Below are 16,263 nucleotides of genomic sequence, written 5' to 3'. Positions count from 1 at the left end.
TCGCGGATGCTTTGGTCAGCGGCCTTACTTTGCCGCCGCTTCGGCCTGCAGCGCCTTCAGGTCCCAGCAGCTGTCGGGCTTGAGGTCGGCCTTGGTCGTCGCCTTCTCCAGCGTGTAGATGTAGGTATGCGAGGTGCCGGCCGGTTGGCCGCTCTGCAGCAGGAATTTGATGATGGCGTTCATGTCGCCCGACTGGCGGGCAAGATCGGTCATCACCACGGCGCCGTAGGTGCCATCCACGAGCTTGTCGCAGTCGGCGGCCTTTTCGCCGCCGCCTGTGGTCACCAGGAACACCTTGCCGTCGAGCTTGGCGTCGCGGATCGCGGCGGACGCGCCGGTGGCGTCGCCGTCCCAGAAGTCGATGATCGAGCAGATGTCGGGATGCTGCTGCAGCATCGTCGTCGTCACGTCGCGCGAAGTGGTCGCATTCCAGTTCGAATCCGGCTTGGCGACGACCTGGAAGTCGGGATGTTTCTCCAGCACCTTCATGATGCCGGCATACTGGTAAAGGCTCGAGGAATTCGCCTGGTCGCCCTGCACCAGCCCGATCTTCTTGGAAGAATTCTCGCCGCAGCCCTTGACCGCCGCTTCCGCCTCGAGCTGGCCGAGCTTGTCCCAGTCGCTGCCGACGAAGGCGTCGGCGGGGAAGTTCGCCGGATTGTCGACCAGCAGCACATAGGTGCCGGCAGCCTGCGCCTTCTTCATCAGCTTCGAGTAGGAGTTCAGGTCCGGCGCGTGGATGATCAGCACGTCCGGCCGCGTGTCCGAAGCGATGGCGTCGGTGATCGCCTGCGCGCCGGCATCGACAACCCAGTTCGGGTCGCGCGTCTCGAAAGTACCGCCCCAGGCCTCCACCTCCTTCTTGAGATAATGCGCCCAGCCCTGCGCCAGGTCGAAGCCCATCGCCAGCGGCACCAGCATGACGCGCTTGCCGTTGAGCGCCTTGCTATAGGTGGCCGGGCCCGGGTCGTCCGCGGCGAAAGTGGGAGCAACGAAGGCCGAAACGGCAAGCGCCGTGGCCGCCGCCATCAATGTCCTGAACAATTTCATGTCACATCCTCTGGTTTCGATTGTTGCCGGCCGATCAGAATGGATCGAACCGGGTACCCGAGAGCAAGATGGGCTAGCCCATCTGCTCTAAATGTCGCCTTGCTGCGCGGTCTGCTCGTCGCGTGGATTGATGATGCCGTCGACGATGGTGGCGCCGAGCAGGATCGCCGCCTTGATCAGGTTCTGGTAGAGCAGCGGGATGTCGATGATGGTCATCGCGTTGAGCAGGATGCCGATCAGCGCGGCACCGACCAGCACGTTGCGCACCCCTCCCCGTCCGCCGGAAAGCCCGATGCCGCCGATCACCGCCACCAGCACGATGTCGTAGAGCAGCGTCGAATTGACGACGCGCGTATTGATCGAATGCAGGCTGGCGGCCGTGAGCAGGCCGGCGATCAGCGCCACCACGGCCGAAAGCACGTAGCGCAGCACCAGCATCGGCCGCACCGGAATGCCGATGTTGCGCGCGGCAACCGGGTTGTCGCCGGCGAAATAGATGAAGCGGCCCCATTTGGTATAGCGCAGGAACAGGAAGACCAGGAACGCCAGCCCGGCAAAGACGAAAACCTCGACCGGAATGTCGAGAAAGCGCATGCCGCCAAGCAGCTCCACCCAATGGCCCTGGGGCACCGGCACGGCATCCTGCGTGATCAGTTGCGAGCGCACATAGCCGAAGACGAAGGAGCCGGTCGCCAGCGTCACGAAGATCGCCGGAACGTCGGCATAGGCGACGAGGAAGCCATTGAGCAGGCCGATGGCGAGCACGCCGGCAAGCACATAGGTGAAGGCAAGGCCGTCCGCGGTGCCGGTGTTGAGCAGCTGGAGATACCAGGCGACCGACATCGCCATGATCGCCACAGCCGACAGGTCGATGCCGCGACCGATGATGACGACGGCCATGCCGAGCGCGAGGATGCCCAGGACTGACACGGAACGGACGATGGCGACCAGATTGTCGGCGGTCAGAAAGCCCGGCAGGCCGATGGCGGCCGCGGCGAACAGCAGGATGGCGATCGCAAAGATGATGCCTTCCTGATTAAGGCGCCTCCAGTCCGGCCAGCCGATCGCGTTCATCGCTATGTCTTCGCCCCGATGGAAAGGCCCTGATGGGCCTCCGTCCCGCACGAAAGCTAATCGGCCCAACAGCGGCTCGTCAAATGAATCCGCGTTCAAGAGCCGCGCCTCTCCGACTATTTGCCGAGTGGACGCATCGATTGCCGTAACTGGCGCAATAGCCGGAAACTCTTGGGCTTTTGGCAATTCGTTGTCTCGATTGTGCGGCTCGTGAAAGAGCGCATTCGAAGCCTGCGAGGCCGGCGGAATTTACATCTGCAAAACGCGGTAAGCGCGATGTCAATTGTCCGCTGAGTGACCCGAGACCTCGGCTCCGGCGGATGGCGGCAGGACCATGAACCGGAACGACGCCACGAGCCCGATCAGCCCGATCGCGATGAATGCGATTCTGAAGTCGACGAGATCGGGCGCCGCTTCGCCTCTGGCGATCTGCGACAGGTTGAGGACCGCCGCCGCGACGGCCACGCCGAACAGCATCGATATCTGCTGCAGCATGCTGGAAAGCGTCGCCGCCGAGCTGCGCTGCGCCCCGCCGATATCGGCGAAGGCCAGCGTGTTCAGCGCCGTGAACTGCATCGAGCGCGTGAGACCAGCGATCAGCATCAGCGCCACCACCAGCGCCAGCGGCGTCTGCGGCGAGATCGCCCCGCAAGCCATGATCGCCAGCGACGCGATCAGCCCGTTGACCACCAGCACCCGGCGGAAGCCGAAGCGCCTCAGCGTCGGCGTGGTCACCGCCTTCATGCCGAGATTTCCGAGGAAATAGGCCAGGATCAGCAAGCCGGCATCGACCGGCCGCATCCCGAAGCCCACCTGGAAGAGCAGCGGCAAAAGGAAGGGCGTGGCATTGATCGCTACGCGGAAGATCGTGCCTGCCGACAGCGTCGAGACGGCGAAGGTCAGCACCTTGAAGGCGGAAAGATCGAGCAACGGATGCGGCGCACGCCGCAAATGCCGAACCGCGAGCCAGCCGATAGCGATGCCGGCGGCAATCAGCGCCACTGTCGGCAGCATGCCGTTTTCGGGATGCGCAAGGCGCTCCAGGCCGTAGAGCATCACCGCGAGGCCGAACGAGGTTACGAAGAAGCCCGGCCAGTCGAGCGGCCTCGCCTCGGAGTCGCGATCGCCCGGAACGAAGCGGGCGACCAGCAGCAGCCCGGCAAGCCCCAAAGGCACGTTGATGAAGAAGTTCCAGTGCCAGGAAAGATAGGTGGTGATGAAGCCGCCGAGCACCGGCCCCACAACCGGCGCGAACAAGGCCGGCCAGGTGATCAGCGCTGTGGCGTTGAGCAATTCCGATTTGGCGGCGTTGCGCAGCACCAGGATGCGGCCGACCGGCGTCATCAGCGCGCTGCCCAGGCCCTGCACGATGCGGGCGGCGACGAACTGCGCCAGGCTCTGGGAGAAGCCGCAACCAATCGACGCCAGTGTGAACAGCGCTATCGCCCCGAGGAAGATGTTGCGCGCGCCGAACCGGTCGGCGAGCCAGGCCGACAGCGGCACGAACACCGCCATGGTCAGCATATAAGCGGTGATGCCGATGCTCATCGCCACCGCCGGCACGCCGAAGGATTGACCCATCTGCGGCAGCGACGTCGAGATGATCGTCGAATCGAGCAGCTGCATGAAGAAGGCGACAGCGACGATCAGCGCCACGCGCCGTGCCTGGCGCGTCGCCATCGGCATGGGCTGGGACACGGCCTCGTTGTCGGGAATGCTGCTCATGACGCGCAGGTTGAACAGCAAAAGGCTGAGCCGGTCCAGAGATTAACCAACAAACTTTCGTGTCGCCTCGCCGCCTGTTATTGAGAGGTGGGCTTGGGAGGGGAAAAACGGGATGAAACCCATCTATATCGACTATCTCAACGCCCTCGACATCCAGGCGCTGGCGATGACCGATGCCGAGATCATCGGCGCCGTCGAAGCCGGGCTCGTCGCCCAGGGCAACGGCCAGACGGTGATCGAGCCGCGCGTCCATCTCGAGCCGGATCCCTCCTTTCATGGCCATTTCAACGTGCTGCGCGGCTATGTGGCGCCGCTCGATGCGGCCGGCGTGAAGATCGTCGGCGACTATGTCGACAACTACCTGCACGGGCTGCCGTCCGAATTCGGTATCCTCAACCTCTTCGACCCGCGCACCGGCACGCCGCGCGCCATCCTCGACGCCACCGTCATCACCGACATGCGCACCGGCGCCGTCACAGCCATCGGCGCCAAGCATCTGGCGAAGAAGTCATCCAGGGTGCTCGGCCATATCGGCGCGCGCGGCACCGCCTACTGGAACGTGCGGCTGCTCGATCATCTCTTCGACTTCGATGAGATCCGCGTCCATTCGCGCCGGCCGGAAAGCCGCGACGCCTTTGTTGCGAAACTTGCCGCCGATCTCGGCAAGCCGGTCATGGCCGCGGCTGACTGGAAAAGCTGCGTCGAAGGCGCCGACATCGTCGTCGAAGCCTCGCGCTTGCCGGAACCGCAGCCGCTGCTCAAGACGGACTGGATCAAGCGCGGCGCGCTGGTCGTGCCCTATGGCACGATGAGCGCGGTCGAACTGTCGCTCACCGACATCATGCAAAAGATCGTCGTCGACGACTGGGGCCAGTGCAAGACCGGCAAGTTCGGCTCGCTGCGCGCCCATGTCGAGACGGGGCGGTTGAGCGAGGCGACGCTCCATGCCGAACTCGGCCAGATCGCGGCCGGCCTCAAGCCGGGCCGACAAAGCGATGGCGAGACGATCCTGTTCTGGCACCGCGGCCTGTCGCTCTCCGATATCGCGCTCGGCAAGGCGATGCTGGCCAAGGCCGCAGATAAGGGCATCGGCCAGAGGCTGCGCTTCGCATGACCCCGCTCGTTCTCACCGGCGCCGGCGTCAGCATCGAGGATGTGGCGGCTGTCGCGCGCAATGCGGGCAAGATCGAGATCACGCCGACGGTCATCGAGAAGCTCGGCAAGGCGCGCAAGGCGCTCGATGACGCCGCCGCCGGCGGCCAGCAGATCTATGGGCTGAACACCGGCCTTGGCGCCAATCTCGGCACGGCCGTCGAAGGCGATGCCGGCGCCTTCCAGCGCCAGCTTCTCGACGGGCGCGGCGCAGCGGTCGGCGATGCCTTGCCAATCCAGATCGTGCGGGCGGCGATGTTTGCCCGCATCGCAATGCTTGCGGCGGGTGGTTCCGGCCTGTCGCCGCATGTCTTCACCGCGCTCGTCGATGCGCTCAACGCCGGCGTCCATCCGGCAATGCCCTCGCTCGGCTCGATAGGCGCCGGCGACCTGGTGCTGATGACGGCGATCGCCCACACGCTCATCGGCGAAGGCGATGCCGACTACCAGGGCCGGCGCATGCCGTCGGCCAAGGCGCTGATGATGGCGCGGCTTGCCCCGGTCAACCTGGCGCCGAAGGACGGCCTGTCGCTGATCAACGCCTCGGCTGTCTCCACCGGCGCCGCCGCGCTGGCACTTGTCGACGCGTTGTCGGCGCTCGAACAGCAGCAGCAGGCCGGCGCGCTGACCATGGAGGCGCTCGGCGCCAACCGCACCATCCTCGATCCGCGCCTCCACGCCGCGCGGCCCGCGGCGTGCCAGCAAGCGGCTGCAAAGGCGCTGCGCGACCTGCTCGCCCGCGACGACGCACCGGCGCCGACCACCATTCAGGATCCGCTGTCGATCCGCTGCATGCCCTCTACCCATGGCGCGCTGATCCAGGCGATCGATCACGCCAGGCTGGCGGTCGAGATCGAGCTCAACGCCGCAGCCGACAACCCGCTGGTGCTCGTCGACGATGCGCTGGTGCTGTCGACGGGCAATTTCCACACCGCCTCGCTCGCGCTGGCTTTCGAGACTTTGGGGCTGGCGATCGCTCAGTGCGCGGCGGCTACTGCCGCCCGTTTCGTCCAGCTCACCGGTTCAGGCCGTAACGGCCTGCCGAAATACCTCTCGCCGGTCGGCGGCGCGTCCGCCGGCTTCGTGCCGCTGCAGAAGACGGTGACGGCGATCCTGGCCGCGATCCGCCACAAGGCCAATCCGGTGATGCTCGACTTCCTGCCCGTATCCGAAGGCGCCGAGGATCATGCGACGCAGACTCCCCTCGCCGTGGCGAAATGCGCCGAGATGACCGTGCTGTGGCGGCGCCTGATCGCCTTCGAGCTGATGGCAGCAGCGCAGGCGATCGACCTGCGCGAAGGGCTGACGCTGGCATCCGCCACCGGAGCGATCCACGCGGCTGTCCGCGCCCACGTGCCGACGCTCAAGGAAGACAGGCCGCTCGGCCCCAATGCCGATGCGCTGCACTCGGTGCTCGCCGACGGGTATTGGCACCCTGCGGTGCACCAAACGCTGCGCGTTTAAAGCATGTCTCCCGAAAGCGGAAACCGGTTCCGGGACAAAGACATGCGTAAAAATCAAAAACCTAAAGCACTCACAGCTTAAAGCATGTCTCCCAAAAGTGGGCCCGGTTTTGGGACGAAGACATGCTTAAAATCAAGAACCTAAAGCAGGTCGCGTGAATCCTTTTTCACGCGACCTGCTTTAGGCTTTCTCGTCCACCTTCTTTATGAAGTGGCTGAATTCGTTCGGGTCCATATGCACGATATGCCTGTCTTCCGGATAGGCGCCGCTGTTGACGTCGGCGACGTACTCGGAAAACGCTGCAATGCGCTCCGCCTGCAGCCGGTCGTACTCGGCGGCGAAGTTGCGGTAGACCTTCGAGTGGCGCGGCATGTGACCGCGATTGGTGCCGAGAATGTCTTCGGCAAACAGGTATTGCGCATCGCAGCCCGTGCCCGCTCCCATCGACAGCATGATGAGCGAGGTGCGCTCGGAGATCGCCTTCGCCACTTCGGCCGGCACCACCTCGATCTCGGCGCCGATCGCGCCGGCGACTTCCAACTGCTTCACCGCCTCGAACACCTGCATCGCGGTGTCGGCGGTCTTGCCAACGGCCTTGAAGCCGCCGGTCCAGGTCGCGCGGGAAGGAATGAGGCCGACATGTCCGATCACGGGAATAGCGTCGTCGGCCATGCGCTTGATGGTCGCGTAGCCGGCGCTGCAATAGACGGCATCGGCGCCGGCCTTGTAGAGCCTGAACGACCAACGCACAAAATCATCGGCGGTGCCGATCTCGTAGAAATTGTCGCCCGGCATGGTGAAGAGGCTGGGCGCCGCGTCGCGGTACTGCGGATTGAGCACCAGTTCCGGCGGCACCGAGACGATGTCGACACCGGCGCGCTCGGCGGCCTCCGCTTCTTCCAATGTCAGCACACGCAACATGGTCAACTGCCGTTTGCCCTTCATGGCGCGCAGATCGGCAACGGTCGGTCTCTTTCGGCTCATCGATTTCTGTTCCTTCGTAGCTTGGCTGGTGCGGCCGATCAGTCGATTCCGATCAAGACTTTACCGGCCTCGATCTTGACCGGATAGGTCTTGAGGTTGACGCAGACCGGCGCGCCCTTGGCCTGGCCGGTCTTGTAGTTGAAGCGGCCGTTGTGCTTCGGGCATTCGATGATGTCGTCCATCACCAGCCCGTCGGCGAGATGCGTCTTCTCGTGCGTGCAGAAGCCGTCTGTAGCGAAGAACTCGTCGTCCGGCGAGCGGTAGATCGCAAAGCTGCGGCCGCCATGGTCGAAGCGGATCACGTCCTCCTCGTCAACGTCATCCACAGCGCAAGCTTCGACCCAGTCCGCCATCGTCTCCTCCGGATTGTTACGTGCCGCCTATTCGGCCGCGGCCGCCGTTATATCCAGCTCGTGCAACTCGCCGCGATAAGGCTTGGCCGTCGGCGGCAGTTCGCGCTTGAGGTAGTAGTCCTCATATTTCAGCTGCCTGAGCAGCACCGGCCAGACCTCGCGATACGCGTGCCACATCGATGGATTCGGCTCCGGCAGGTCGTGCTTGATCAGCTCGTGCAGCTTCGGCAGCGCGTGATAGGGCACCATCGGGAACATGTGGTGCTCCACATGGTAGTTCATGTTCCAGTAGATGAACCGGCTGATCGGGTTCATATAGACGGTGCGCGAGTTGAGCCGGTGGTCGATGACATTGTCGGCAAGGCCGATATGCTGCAGCAGGCCGGTCATCACCATGTGCCAGGTGCCGTAGAGGCGCGGCAGGCCGATCAGCACCAGCGGTATCCATGATCTAAGCACGATCGCGACAGCGATCGTCGCGGCATACACGACCATGTGCCAGCGCGCCGCGACCACCGCCTTATGGCGCTCCATCTCCGGGATGTAGCTCTTCTCGTCGTCCGACAGCGTGCCGAAGGCCTGGCGCACCAGTGTCGGCAGCGAATAACGGAAGTCGAGGATGCCGGTGAAGGCGAGCGCCGCCTTTATGAGGTCCGGCGGCCGCATCACGGCGATCTCGGCGTCACGGCCGACGATGATGGTATCGGTATGGTGGCGGGCATGGCTCCAGCGCCACTGCACCGGATTGCGCATCAGCATGAAGGAGGCGATGTGGTAGACGACGTCGTTCATCCAGCGCGTGCGGAAGGCGGTGCCGTGGCCGCATTCGTGCCAGCGCGAGTCGCTCGACGAGCCGTAGAACACGCCGTAGACGAACAGGAACGGCACGACCCACCACGTACCCCAGAACCAGACGATGCCGGCGGCCGAGCCCAGGATCAACACGATCCACATGACGGTGTCGCGGATCGCCGGCCCGTCCGAGCGCTGCATCAGCTCCTTCATGGTCTTGCGCGCCACGTCGGTGTGGTACCACTCGGCCGAGGCGAGCCCGGTCTCGATCGCAAGCCGAGTGCTTTCGCCGACAAGGCTGTAGTCGCGTTTTTTTGCCATCGTCGTCACATTTGCCTCCAATCTTCGCGCACCGCTGGCAATCCGGTCCGCCGGCCGGAGGGCTTGCTATGGATATTTGCCACGCTCATGCCCTGTCCGCCAGTTTTGGAAACTTGCCGGAGGGTTGAGGATAATCCTGCTCGGGCTGGCGGGCGATGGCCGTGATCCTGCTTTCGGCGTCGGCGATCGCCTCCTTGCCGTCGAGGACGCGGAACACCGCGTCATAGGTACGGTTCTCGCCATGCTCCAGCCAGATCATCTCGCCGCGCTCGCGCGCCGCAAGGTTGCCGAGCACATGATGCGTCGATGGCTCGATGCCCAGCGCATACTGCCCGGCCTGGAAATTCTGCCACTGATAGCAGCAGGGCAACTGGTCCTTGCTGGTAACGACCTCGAAGCCGAGGCCGAGACGGTCGTTGACGACGGCCACCGGCACCCCGCCCTTGGCGTCGGCGCCGAGCTCGTGCTGCCAGACCTGCTCGCTGAATCCGAGCTGCGGCGCGGGCACGCTGCGATAGCCGACCTCCTGCGCCTCGTAGCGCTCGCCGGCATGCGCGGCCCAGACCACGTCACGGATCGGCGCCAGGTAGCGCGAACCCTCGTCGAGCAGCGGATGCCCGACATTGACGTGGTAGAAATACATGTGCGGCGTGCGGTGGAAGCCGTGGTTGACGACGCGGTCTGAAATCCGGATCTCGCCGCCGCCGACATCGGCTTCGATCCGGCGGATGAGGTGCAGGTCCTCGCCGAACACGGTTGCCTGCTGGACGATGCCTTCGGCCCACAGCACACAGCGATCGCCGTCCCAGCTTTCACCATAGCCGGTCAGCCGCGCCGGAATGGTGCCGATGCGCCCGTGCAGTGAATGGGTCACCGTCTTGCGGCCCGGATAGTTGTAATTCTCGGCCGGCACCTCGTTGCGGCCGAGTATGTGGTCGAGGCCGCAGGTAACGAGCAAGCCGGAGAAGGACCGCCCCCAGGCAAAGCCGTTCTCGCCTTCATAGTCGTGCAAGGCGGGATGGCGGAAGCCGCTCGGCGAATGCCAGCCGATCGCCTGGCCCTTGTACTCGCAATCGGCGATATCGAGCGCGCGGTCGACGAGCGCGGTGAAGCGCAGGCCCGAGCCGGTGCGGAATTCGAGCATGCGGATGCCGCGCTCCACGCCGTCGCCGAGCGTCATCAGCCGCACGCCGGCGAACTGCGACAGCATCCCGGACCGTTCGGCGACCTGCCGGCGCGATAGCGTCTGTCCGTAAAGCTTCACCATGCCGTCACTGCGCCCTTTTCATCAGCGCCGACATGTCGGCTCCGGTTATCAGGCTTTCCACGGTCAGAAGGTCGGTGCCGGCGACGGTCTGCTCGGCGACGACTTCGCCGCGCCGCATGACGACGATGCGGTCGGCGACCTCGAACACGTGGTGGATGTTGTGGGTGATCAAAAGCACCGAATGGCCGGCCTCGCGCATCTCCTTGACGAAGCGCAGCACGCCATGCGTCTCCTCGACGCCGAGATTGTTGGTCGGCTCGTCGAGGATGATCACCTTGGCGGCGAACTGCATGGCGCGAGAGATCGCGATCGACTGGCGCTCGCCGCCGGACAGCGTGCTGACCAGCGCATTGGCGTCGAGCTTCTTCGAGATGCCGACGCGCTTCAGCAGCGCCGACGCCGCATCGCGCAGCTTGGCAAGGTCGAGCGGCGCGAAGACCCCGAGCCATTTGAGATTGACCGGCTCGCGGCCGAGAAACAGGTTGCGCGCGATGCTGAGGTCCGGCGCCAGCGAGGTGTCCTGGTGGATGGTCTCGATGCCGAGATCCATCGCGTCGCGCGTCGAACGGATCGAGACCTTCTCGCCGCGCACATAGATATCGCCGCGATCGATCGGGAACACGCCGGAGATCGCCTTGATCAGCGTCGACTTGCCGGCGCCGTTGTCGCCGAGCAGGGCCACCACCTCGCCTTCCCTCAGCGTCAGCGAGGCGCTCTTCAGCGCGCGCACGCTGCCGAAGGATTTTTGCAGATTCTGCAGCCGGAGCACTTCCTGCATCATGGTCAGCTCCTTGCGGCGTTTTTCTGCAGCAGAGCGTGCAGGATGAGCATGGCGAGGATGATGACGCCGACGAAGATGTTGTAGGCCAGCCCCGGCACGCCGACCAGCACGATGCCGTTGCGGATGGTGCGCAGCATCAGCGCGCCGACAATGGTGCCGAGGATCGTGCCGCGGCCGCCGGTCAGCGCCGTGCCCCCGACCACCACCATGGCGATCACTTCGAGCTCGTATCCCGTGCCCGCCACCGGCGAAGCCGCCGAGATGCGGAAGGCGCTGATCATGCCGGCAAGCCCGGCAAGCACCGAGGTCAGGATGAACAGCCAGATCTTGACGGCGTCGGCCGGCACGCCGCGCGCCACCGCGGCGTTGCGGTTGGAGCCGATGGCGCTGATCCAGTTGCCGAGCTTGGCGTAGCGCAGCACATAGACCGCAAGCAGCGACAGGCCGATGAACCACCAGAGCGAGGTGTAGAAACGGAATGAACCAACGTTGAAGCTGCCGGCGAGCAGCGTCACGAAGAACCCCGGTTCATTCCAGGATTTCAGCGGAAAACCCTGCGTGATGTAGAGCGCCGCACCGCGCACGATCAGCAGCATCGACAGCGTCACCAGAAAGGACGAGATGCCGATCTTAGTGACGATCACGCCGTTGATCGCGCCGATCGCGATGCAGAGCAGAAGCCCGGCAAGCAGTGCCACGCCGATATCGATCCCGGCGTTCTGCACCAGAAGCATGACCACCACCGGCGCCAGCGCGAACACCGCGCCGACCGACAGGTCGAATTCGCCGGCGGTGAGTAAGAGCGTCATGCCGAGCGCGATGATGCCGAGCTCGGGCAGGAAAGCCATCATGTTGGAGATGTTGAGCGGCGACAGGAAATTGCCGTCGGCGACCGCGAACACCGCGAGCAGCACGACGAGAATGACGAAGGAGGAGAATTGCGGCGAGCGCATCAGGCTCGACCTGCCCTTCGCGCTTCGTGCGCCGTCTTCCGCGGTGATTGCCCCGGCTTGCTGAACCATGACTTGCTGAACCATGCTTTCTGCGTGGCGCCCGCCGCGCGCGGCGGACGCCAGTTCTCTCACTTCTTGTCGTAAAGCTTCAGGATCGGCTCGACGCTCGAGGCGTCGTAGAGCCCGAAAGTGTGGATGTCGTAGCCGATCGGCTCGCCGGAAGCCGCGAGACCGAGCAGCGCGACCGGCATGAACCCTTGCGCCGAAGGATATTGCCAGGCGGCGGCGTTGACGAACCCGTCCTTGACCGCGTCGGCCGTCTCCTTCGAATTGCCCCAGCCGACCACCGGGATCTTGCCGGCCGGAATGCCGGCGCCGTCGAACACCCGCTTCACGCTGGCCGCAACGGAATCGCCCAGCGCGATGATAGCGGGCGGATTGTTGGCGACCATGTAGTCGGTCATCTTGGCGATGATGCCTGCCGGGTCGGTGCCGCAATCGACCACGTCATATTTGATGCCGAGCGGATCGAAGACGCCGGCGATGCCCTCGGTCTCGAGCTGCTGATAGCTGGCGCCGGGGACCTCGACCGGCAGGAACACCTTATCGCCCTGCTTCACCATCTTGTGGTCGACGAGATACTTCGCCCAGATGGCGCCGGCTTCCTTGAGGTCGGCGCCGACATAGGCCTGGCGTCCGGTCGCCGGATCGTCCGTGTTGAAGAACACGATCGGGATGCCGGCCGCCTTGGCGGCCTTCACCTCCTCGGTCCACAGGCCGGGCTGCGCCGAGGTGGTGGCAATGCCGTCAGGCTTGGCTGCAAGCGCCGAATTGAAGGCCTCCTTCTGCGCCGCCATGTCGCCGCCGCTAAAGGAGATCTTGCAGGTCACCTTGAGCTGATCGCAGGCCTTGGTGGCGCCGGCGTTCCAGTCGATCCAGAACGCGTCCGACGGACCGCCATGCGACAAAAGGTAGAACGTCTTCTGGCCGTCCTGCGCCTGCGCCGCCGATCCGAGCGCAACGCCGGCAAGCAAAGTCGCTGCGGCCGCCAGCTTCAATCCAAACTTCAACATCTCGCTTCCTCCACTCTCATGTCGTGCAAAGGTGCCGGCCTTTAGAGGCCGTTCTCGCGGAACTTTCCGTCGAGAAACTTCTTGGCGCGCGGCACGTCGTCTTCCGACAGATGCTCGATGATGACCGGGATGTTCGGATGCTTCTCGGCGAGACGCTTGAGGTAGAGGTCGTAGTTCAGCGAGCCGAGGCCCGGCGCCGGCAGCTCGATCTCACCGACGCCGCGGAAGGTGTGGCTTTCCATCGCGTCGGCGTCGCCGATATCGGCATGCTTTTCCGACTTGTCGCTGCCCGAGCGCTTGACGTCCTTGGCGTGGGCTATTCTGATCTTGTCGGTCAGCGTGTCGAAGACCTGGTTCAGGATCTGGTCCATCCGGTCGATGTTGTGGGTCTCGAAATAGTTGGTCGGGTCCATCAGCAGGCCGAGGCCGGGATGGTCGACCTGCGCGAACATCTTCACCGTCTCTTCGACCGAGCCGACGACGTTGTTGACATAGGTCTCGAGCAGAAAGACCGCGCCGTGGTCGTAGGCCGTCTGGGCAAGGTCCGCGATCACCTTGCGGCACTCCGCGAAACCTTCTTCGGTCTTGTTCTTCGGGTGATGTACCCAGTCGGACTCGGTGTTGTAGGTGCCGGTCTCCGAGATCACGTAAGGGCTGCCGAAGTGGCGGGCGTTGCGGATGATCTCCTTGAGATAGCCGACGCGCTTCTCGCGCTCCGCCTTGTCCGGATGGATGATGTTCGTGTAGCCCGACACGCAGCAGACCGGCAGGTTGTGGTCGCGGAACACGTCCCGCACCTTCTTCGCCTTGTCCTTGGTGATCTGACCGGCCGAGAGGTCGATGTCCTTGAAATGCAGGTCGAGCTGCACCGTGTTGAAACCGAGGCTGCGGATCTTTTGCGCCGTCTCTTCGAGGCCGTACGGGAAATAGCCCGTGAAAATGCCTGCCTGCATCATGGTGTGAATTCCTCCCTCTAAGCGATTCAGTTGGTTGCGATTTCAGTTGCCGGTGTTTTCAGGTGATCGAGATTTCGGAGAGCTTGACCGTCCGGCCCGACGCGATCGAGCGATAGCCCGCCTCCACCAGCGCCATCGTCTTGACGTTGTCGGCGACGGATAGCGCCGGCGGCGTGCCGGTCTTCACCGCGTGCTGCAGCTGTTCCATCACGCCGATGAAGGCCTGCGGGAACCACATCGTCTCCCAGCTTGGGCTGACCCATTCGCCGCCGGTCGTCTCGGCGGACGCATAGGTCAGCGTCGAGGCAGAGCCCGTCGGCCAGCCGATCGTGCCCTTGGCGACGCCCTTGGTGCCGTCGACGCGCCAGTTGATATGCTGGTCGTCGTGATAGCCTTCCTGGCGCGGACCGGACCACACGTCCTCCAGCGACACGGCGAGCACGCCCGACGGGAAGCGCAGCGTCGACACCGTGATGCCGTCGGAATGATCGAAGCGCGTGCGCGGGTCCTTGCGCGTCAGCGTCGTGATCTCGTCGGGATCGCCGAACAGGAAGCGCAGCACGTCGAGATGATGCACGCTCATATTGGCGAGCGTCAGCCGGTCATAGTCCTCGAGGAAGGTCTGCCAGTGCGGGATCGCGTGCATGTCGATCTGCGCGAAGACGATGTCGCCGAGTTCGCCATTATCGATGATCTGTTTCAACACGCGCATCGACTGGTCGTAGCGCATGTTCTGGTTGACCGAGAGGATCTTGCCGGATTTGGCCGCCTCGTCGCGCAGCTTGACTGCTTCCTCGACCGTCAGCGCCAGCGGCTTCTGCGCCAGGATCCCCCTGATGTGCTTCTGCTTCAGCGCGTGGCGGATCAGCGCCGGCTGCTGGTCGGGCGGAAAGGCGAGATCGATGATCTCGACATTAGGATCCTCGATCAACTGTTCCGGCGTGTCGTGCACGGTCGGAATACCCCAGCGCGTCGCGACCTTCTCGGCATTCGCCTTGGTGCGCGAGGCGATTGCCAGCACCGGAAAACCAGCCTCCTTGTAGGCTGCCAGATGGCACTCGGCCATGATCATGCCGGCGCCGACGCAGCCGATTTTGTAGTCCTTGGTGCGAACCTTGACGTCCGGCTCGAAGCCTTTGCTTGCCATCTCTTCCTCCCGAAATTCTCTTCTCGCGGCCGCTGTCACAACGCGCCTCCGTCCTGGCCGAAATAATGCACGCGGGCCGGCTCGCAGGATATCGCCACTAGCGCGTCCGGCCTGATGTCGGGCTGGCCCCGCAGCAGCGCCCTCACCCGCGCCTGCCCGGCGGCAAGTGTCACCACGGTGTAGCCGCCGAGCGGCTCGACCTCGAACACTCGCGCCGGGCGGCCCTTGCCCCCGTTCGCCATCTCATTGTCTGCCCACGGACGCACCTTGATGTCTTCGGGCCTGAGCCCGATCTCGATCGACTCGGCCGGGGCCTTGGCATCGGCGATGCAGATTGCGCCTTCGGCCGCCTCGACACCCTCGGCCTCGTGCACCGACGGCAGGATGTTCATCACCGGCGAGCCGAGCATGCGCGCCACATAGGCGCTTGCCGGACGATCGTAGATCTCGGCCGGCGCGCCGATCTGCCTAATGCGGCCGTTCTCCAAGATGGCCATGCGATCGGCGACCGACATCGCCTCTTCCTGGTCGTGCGTGACGTAGATCAGCCTCTTGCCCAAATCGCGCTGGATGCGCTTCAGCTCGACGCGCGTCTCCTCGCGCAGCCGCGCATCGAGCGCCGAGATCGGATCGTCCATCAGATAGGCGACCGGATCGCGCACCAGGGCGCGTGCGATCGCCACGCGCTGCCGCTCGCCGCCGGAGAGCTGCGCCGGCGGCTTGTGCAGGATATGGCCGATATGCAGCTTGGCGGCGACGTCGGCGAGGCGCTTGTCGATCTCAGCCTCCGCAACCTTCCGCTCGACCAGCGGGAAGCGGACATTGTCGCGCGCGCTCATATGCGGGAACAGCGCGAGGTTCTGGAACACCATGGCGACGTTGCGTTTCGCCGGAGAGACGCTGTTGACCGGCTTGCCGCCGATCAGGATCTCGCCCTCGTCCGGTTGCTCCAGTCCAAGCACAAGGCGCAGGATCGTCGACTTGCCCGACAGCGGCGGGCCGAAGAAGCAGAAGAACTCGTTGTCGTTGACGGTGAACGAGGCGTCGTCGACGGCGAGCGTCGTGCCGTAGCGTTTCGTGACATTGCGGAAAACGATATCGGCCATGCTAGTGCGCTCCGCAGATTTCGATCAGCCTGCCGGCCTTGGCGCCGCCCCTCATCCGCCTACCG

At 64.4% G+C, this 16,263-nt stretch carries 15 protein-coding genes; 2 read left to right on the top strand and 13 right to left on the bottom strand.

What is annotated here, in order from left to right; genetic code table 11:
- Positions 1–24: 24 nt before the first annotated feature.
- The 3 genes from EJ071_RS18595 to EJ071_RS18585 form a co-directional block, all read right to left on the bottom strand.
- Complete coding sequence (locus EJ071_RS18595) at positions 25–1,050, bottom strand: sugar ABC transporter substrate-binding protein (protein ID WP_126099153.1); 1,026 nt, start codon at positions 1,048–1,050, stop codon at positions 25–27.
- Positions 1,051–1,137: 87 nt separating this feature from the next.
- Positions 1,138–2,124, bottom strand: coding sequence for an ABC transporter permease (locus EJ071_RS18590; protein ID WP_126099152.1), 987 nt, complete (start codon positions 2,122–2,124; stop codon positions 1,138–1,140).
- Between the two features lie 279 nt (positions 2,125–2,403).
- Positions 2,404–3,849 carry an MFS transporter gene (locus tag EJ071_RS18585; protein ID WP_126102641.1) on the bottom strand — a complete coding sequence of 482 codons (1,446 nt, stop codon included), beginning with the start codon at positions 3,847–3,849 and terminating at the stop codon, positions 2,404–2,406.
- 112 nt (positions 3,850–3,961) lie between these two features.
- On the opposite strand from EJ071_RS18585, the gene EJ071_RS18580 reads away from it, so the two are divergent.
- Together EJ071_RS18580 and hutH are read left to right on the top strand one after the other, a co-directional pair.
- Positions 3,962–4,963, top strand: coding sequence for an ornithine cyclodeaminase family protein (locus tag EJ071_RS18580; RefSeq protein WP_126099151.1), 1,002 nt, complete (start codon positions 3,962–3,964; stop codon positions 4,961–4,963).
- Positions 4,960–6,465 (top strand): histidine ammonia-lyase, encoded by a 1,506-nt coding sequence (gene hutH, locus EJ071_RS18575; RefSeq protein WP_126099150.1) that lies wholly within the window; start codon positions 4,960–4,962, stop codon positions 6,463–6,465. Before EJ071_RS18580 ends, hutH begins: the two co-directional genes overlap by 4 nt.
- A gap of 180 nt (positions 6,466–6,645) precedes the next feature.
- Here the strand turns inward: hutH and EJ071_RS18570 are convergent, their stop codons facing one another.
- From EJ071_RS18570 to EJ071_RS18525, 10 genes are all read right to left on the bottom strand, one after another.
- Positions 6,646–7,449 carry a 3-methyl-2-oxobutanoate hydroxymethyltransferase gene (locus EJ071_RS18570; protein ID WP_126099149.1) on the bottom strand — a complete coding sequence of 268 codons (804 nt, stop codon included), beginning with the start codon at positions 7,447–7,449 and terminating at the stop codon, positions 6,646–6,648.
- Between the two features lie 38 nt (positions 7,450–7,487).
- Positions 7,488–7,802, bottom strand: coding sequence for a MocE family 2Fe-2S type ferredoxin (locus EJ071_RS18565; RefSeq protein ID WP_126099148.1), 315 nt, complete (start codon positions 7,800–7,802; stop codon positions 7,488–7,490).
- Positions 7,803–7,829: 27 nt separating this feature from the next.
- Entirely contained in the window at positions 7,830–8,915 is a 1,086-nt protein-coding gene (locus EJ071_RS18560) for a fatty acid desaturase family protein (RefSeq protein ID WP_126099147.1), read from the bottom strand.
- An 85-nt stretch (positions 8,916–9,000) separates the two neighbouring features.
- Positions 9,001–10,182, bottom strand: coding sequence for an aldose 1-epimerase family protein (locus EJ071_RS18555; RefSeq protein WP_126099146.1), 1,182 nt, complete (start codon positions 10,180–10,182; stop codon positions 9,001–9,003).
- A gap of 4 nt (positions 10,183–10,186) precedes the next feature.
- Entirely contained in the window at positions 10,187–10,963 is a 777-nt protein-coding gene (locus tag EJ071_RS18550) for an ATP-binding cassette domain-containing protein (RefSeq protein WP_126099145.1), read from the bottom strand.
- Between the two features lie 2 nt (positions 10,964–10,965).
- The gene (locus EJ071_RS18545; RefSeq protein ID WP_126102640.1) at positions 10,966–11,916 is read right to left on the bottom strand and encodes an ABC transporter permease; all 951 of its coding nucleotides are present in this window, start codon (positions 11,914–11,916) and stop codon (positions 10,966–10,968) included.
- 128 nt (positions 11,917–12,044) lie between these two features.
- Positions 12,045–12,989 carry a substrate-binding domain-containing protein gene (locus EJ071_RS18540; protein ID WP_126099144.1) on the bottom strand — a complete coding sequence of 315 codons (945 nt, stop codon included), beginning with the start codon at positions 12,987–12,989 and terminating at the stop codon, positions 12,045–12,047.
- 41 nt (positions 12,990–13,030) lie between these two features.
- Complete coding sequence (locus EJ071_RS18535) at positions 13,031–13,945, bottom strand: sugar phosphate isomerase/epimerase (RefSeq protein ID WP_126099143.1); 915 nt, start codon at positions 13,943–13,945, stop codon at positions 13,031–13,033.
- A 58-nt stretch (positions 13,946–14,003) separates the two neighbouring features.
- Positions 14,004–15,092, bottom strand: a complete 1,089-nt coding sequence (locus EJ071_RS18530) for a Gfo/Idh/MocA family oxidoreductase (protein ID WP_126099142.1) — start codon at positions 15,090–15,092, stop codon at positions 14,004–14,006.
- 35 nt (positions 15,093–15,127) lie between these two features.
- Positions 15,128–16,198, bottom strand: coding sequence for an ABC transporter ATP-binding protein (locus EJ071_RS18525; protein WP_126099141.1), 1,071 nt, complete (start codon positions 16,196–16,198; stop codon positions 15,128–15,130).
- Between the last annotated feature and the right edge of the window lie 65 nt (positions 16,199–16,263).

This window comes from Mesorhizobium sp. M1B.F.Ca.ET.045.04.1.1 (genome assembly GCF_003952465.1).
Lineage (GTDB): Bacteria > Pseudomonadota > Alphaproteobacteria > Rhizobiales > Rhizobiaceae > Mesorhizobium > Mesorhizobium shonense.
The sequence above is the reverse complement of the archived record's forward strand: the minus strand, read 5'-3'. Positions and strand labels throughout refer to the sequence as shown.

Excerpts from the sequence above, each read along its gene's own strand:
- EJ071_RS18595 (WP_126099153.1), bottom strand. The coding sequence starts at position 1,050 with ATGAAATTGTTCAGGACATTGATGGCGGCGGCCACGGCGCTTGCCGTT.
- EJ071_RS18590 (WP_126099152.1), bottom strand. The coding sequence starts at position 2,124 with ATGAACGCGATCGGCTGGCCGGACTGGAGGCGCCTTAATCAGGAAGGC.
- EJ071_RS18585 (WP_126102641.1), bottom strand. The coding sequence starts at position 3,849 with ATGAGCAGCATTCCCGACAACGAGGCCGTGTCCCAGCCCATGCCGATG.
- EJ071_RS18580 (WP_126099151.1), top strand. The coding sequence starts at position 3,962 with ATGAAACCCATCTATATCGACTATCTCAACGCCCTCGACATCCAGGCG.
- hutH (WP_126099150.1), top strand. The coding sequence starts at position 4,960 with ATGACCCCGCTCGTTCTCACCGGCGCCGGCGTCAGCATCGAGGATGTG.
- EJ071_RS18570 (WP_126099149.1), bottom strand. The coding sequence starts at position 7,449 with ATGAGCCGAAAGAGACCGACCGTTGCCGATCTGCGCGCCATGAAGGGC.
- EJ071_RS18565 (WP_126099148.1), bottom strand. The coding sequence starts at position 7,802 with ATGGCGGACTGGGTCGAAGCTTGCGCTGTGGATGACGTTGACGAGGAG.
- EJ071_RS18560 (WP_126099147.1), bottom strand. The coding sequence starts at position 8,915 with ATGGCAAAAAAACGCGACTACAGCCTTGTCGGCGAAAGCACTCGGCTT.
- EJ071_RS18555 (WP_126099146.1), bottom strand. The coding sequence starts at position 10,182 with ATGGTGAAGCTTTACGGACAGACGCTATCGCGCCGGCAGGTCGCCGAA.
- EJ071_RS18550 (WP_126099145.1), bottom strand. The coding sequence starts at position 10,963 with ATGATGCAGGAAGTGCTCCGGCTGCAGAATCTGCAAAAATCCTTCGGC.
- EJ071_RS18545 (WP_126102640.1), bottom strand. The coding sequence starts at position 11,916 with ATGCGCTCGCCGCAATTCTCCTCCTTCGTCATTCTCGTCGTGCTGCTC.
- EJ071_RS18540 (WP_126099144.1), bottom strand. The coding sequence starts at position 12,989 with ATGTTGAAGTTTGGATTGAAGCTGGCGGCCGCAGCGACTTTGCTTGCC.
- EJ071_RS18535 (WP_126099143.1), bottom strand. The coding sequence starts at position 13,945 with ATGATGCAGGCAGGCATTTTCACGGGCTATTTCCCGTACGGCCTCGAA.
- EJ071_RS18530 (WP_126099142.1), bottom strand. The coding sequence starts at position 15,092 with ATGGCAAGCAAAGGCTTCGAGCCGGACGTCAAGGTTCGCACCAAGGAC.
- EJ071_RS18525 (WP_126099141.1), bottom strand. The coding sequence starts at position 16,198 with ATGGCCGATATCGTTTTCCGCAATGTCACGAAACGCTACGGCACGACG.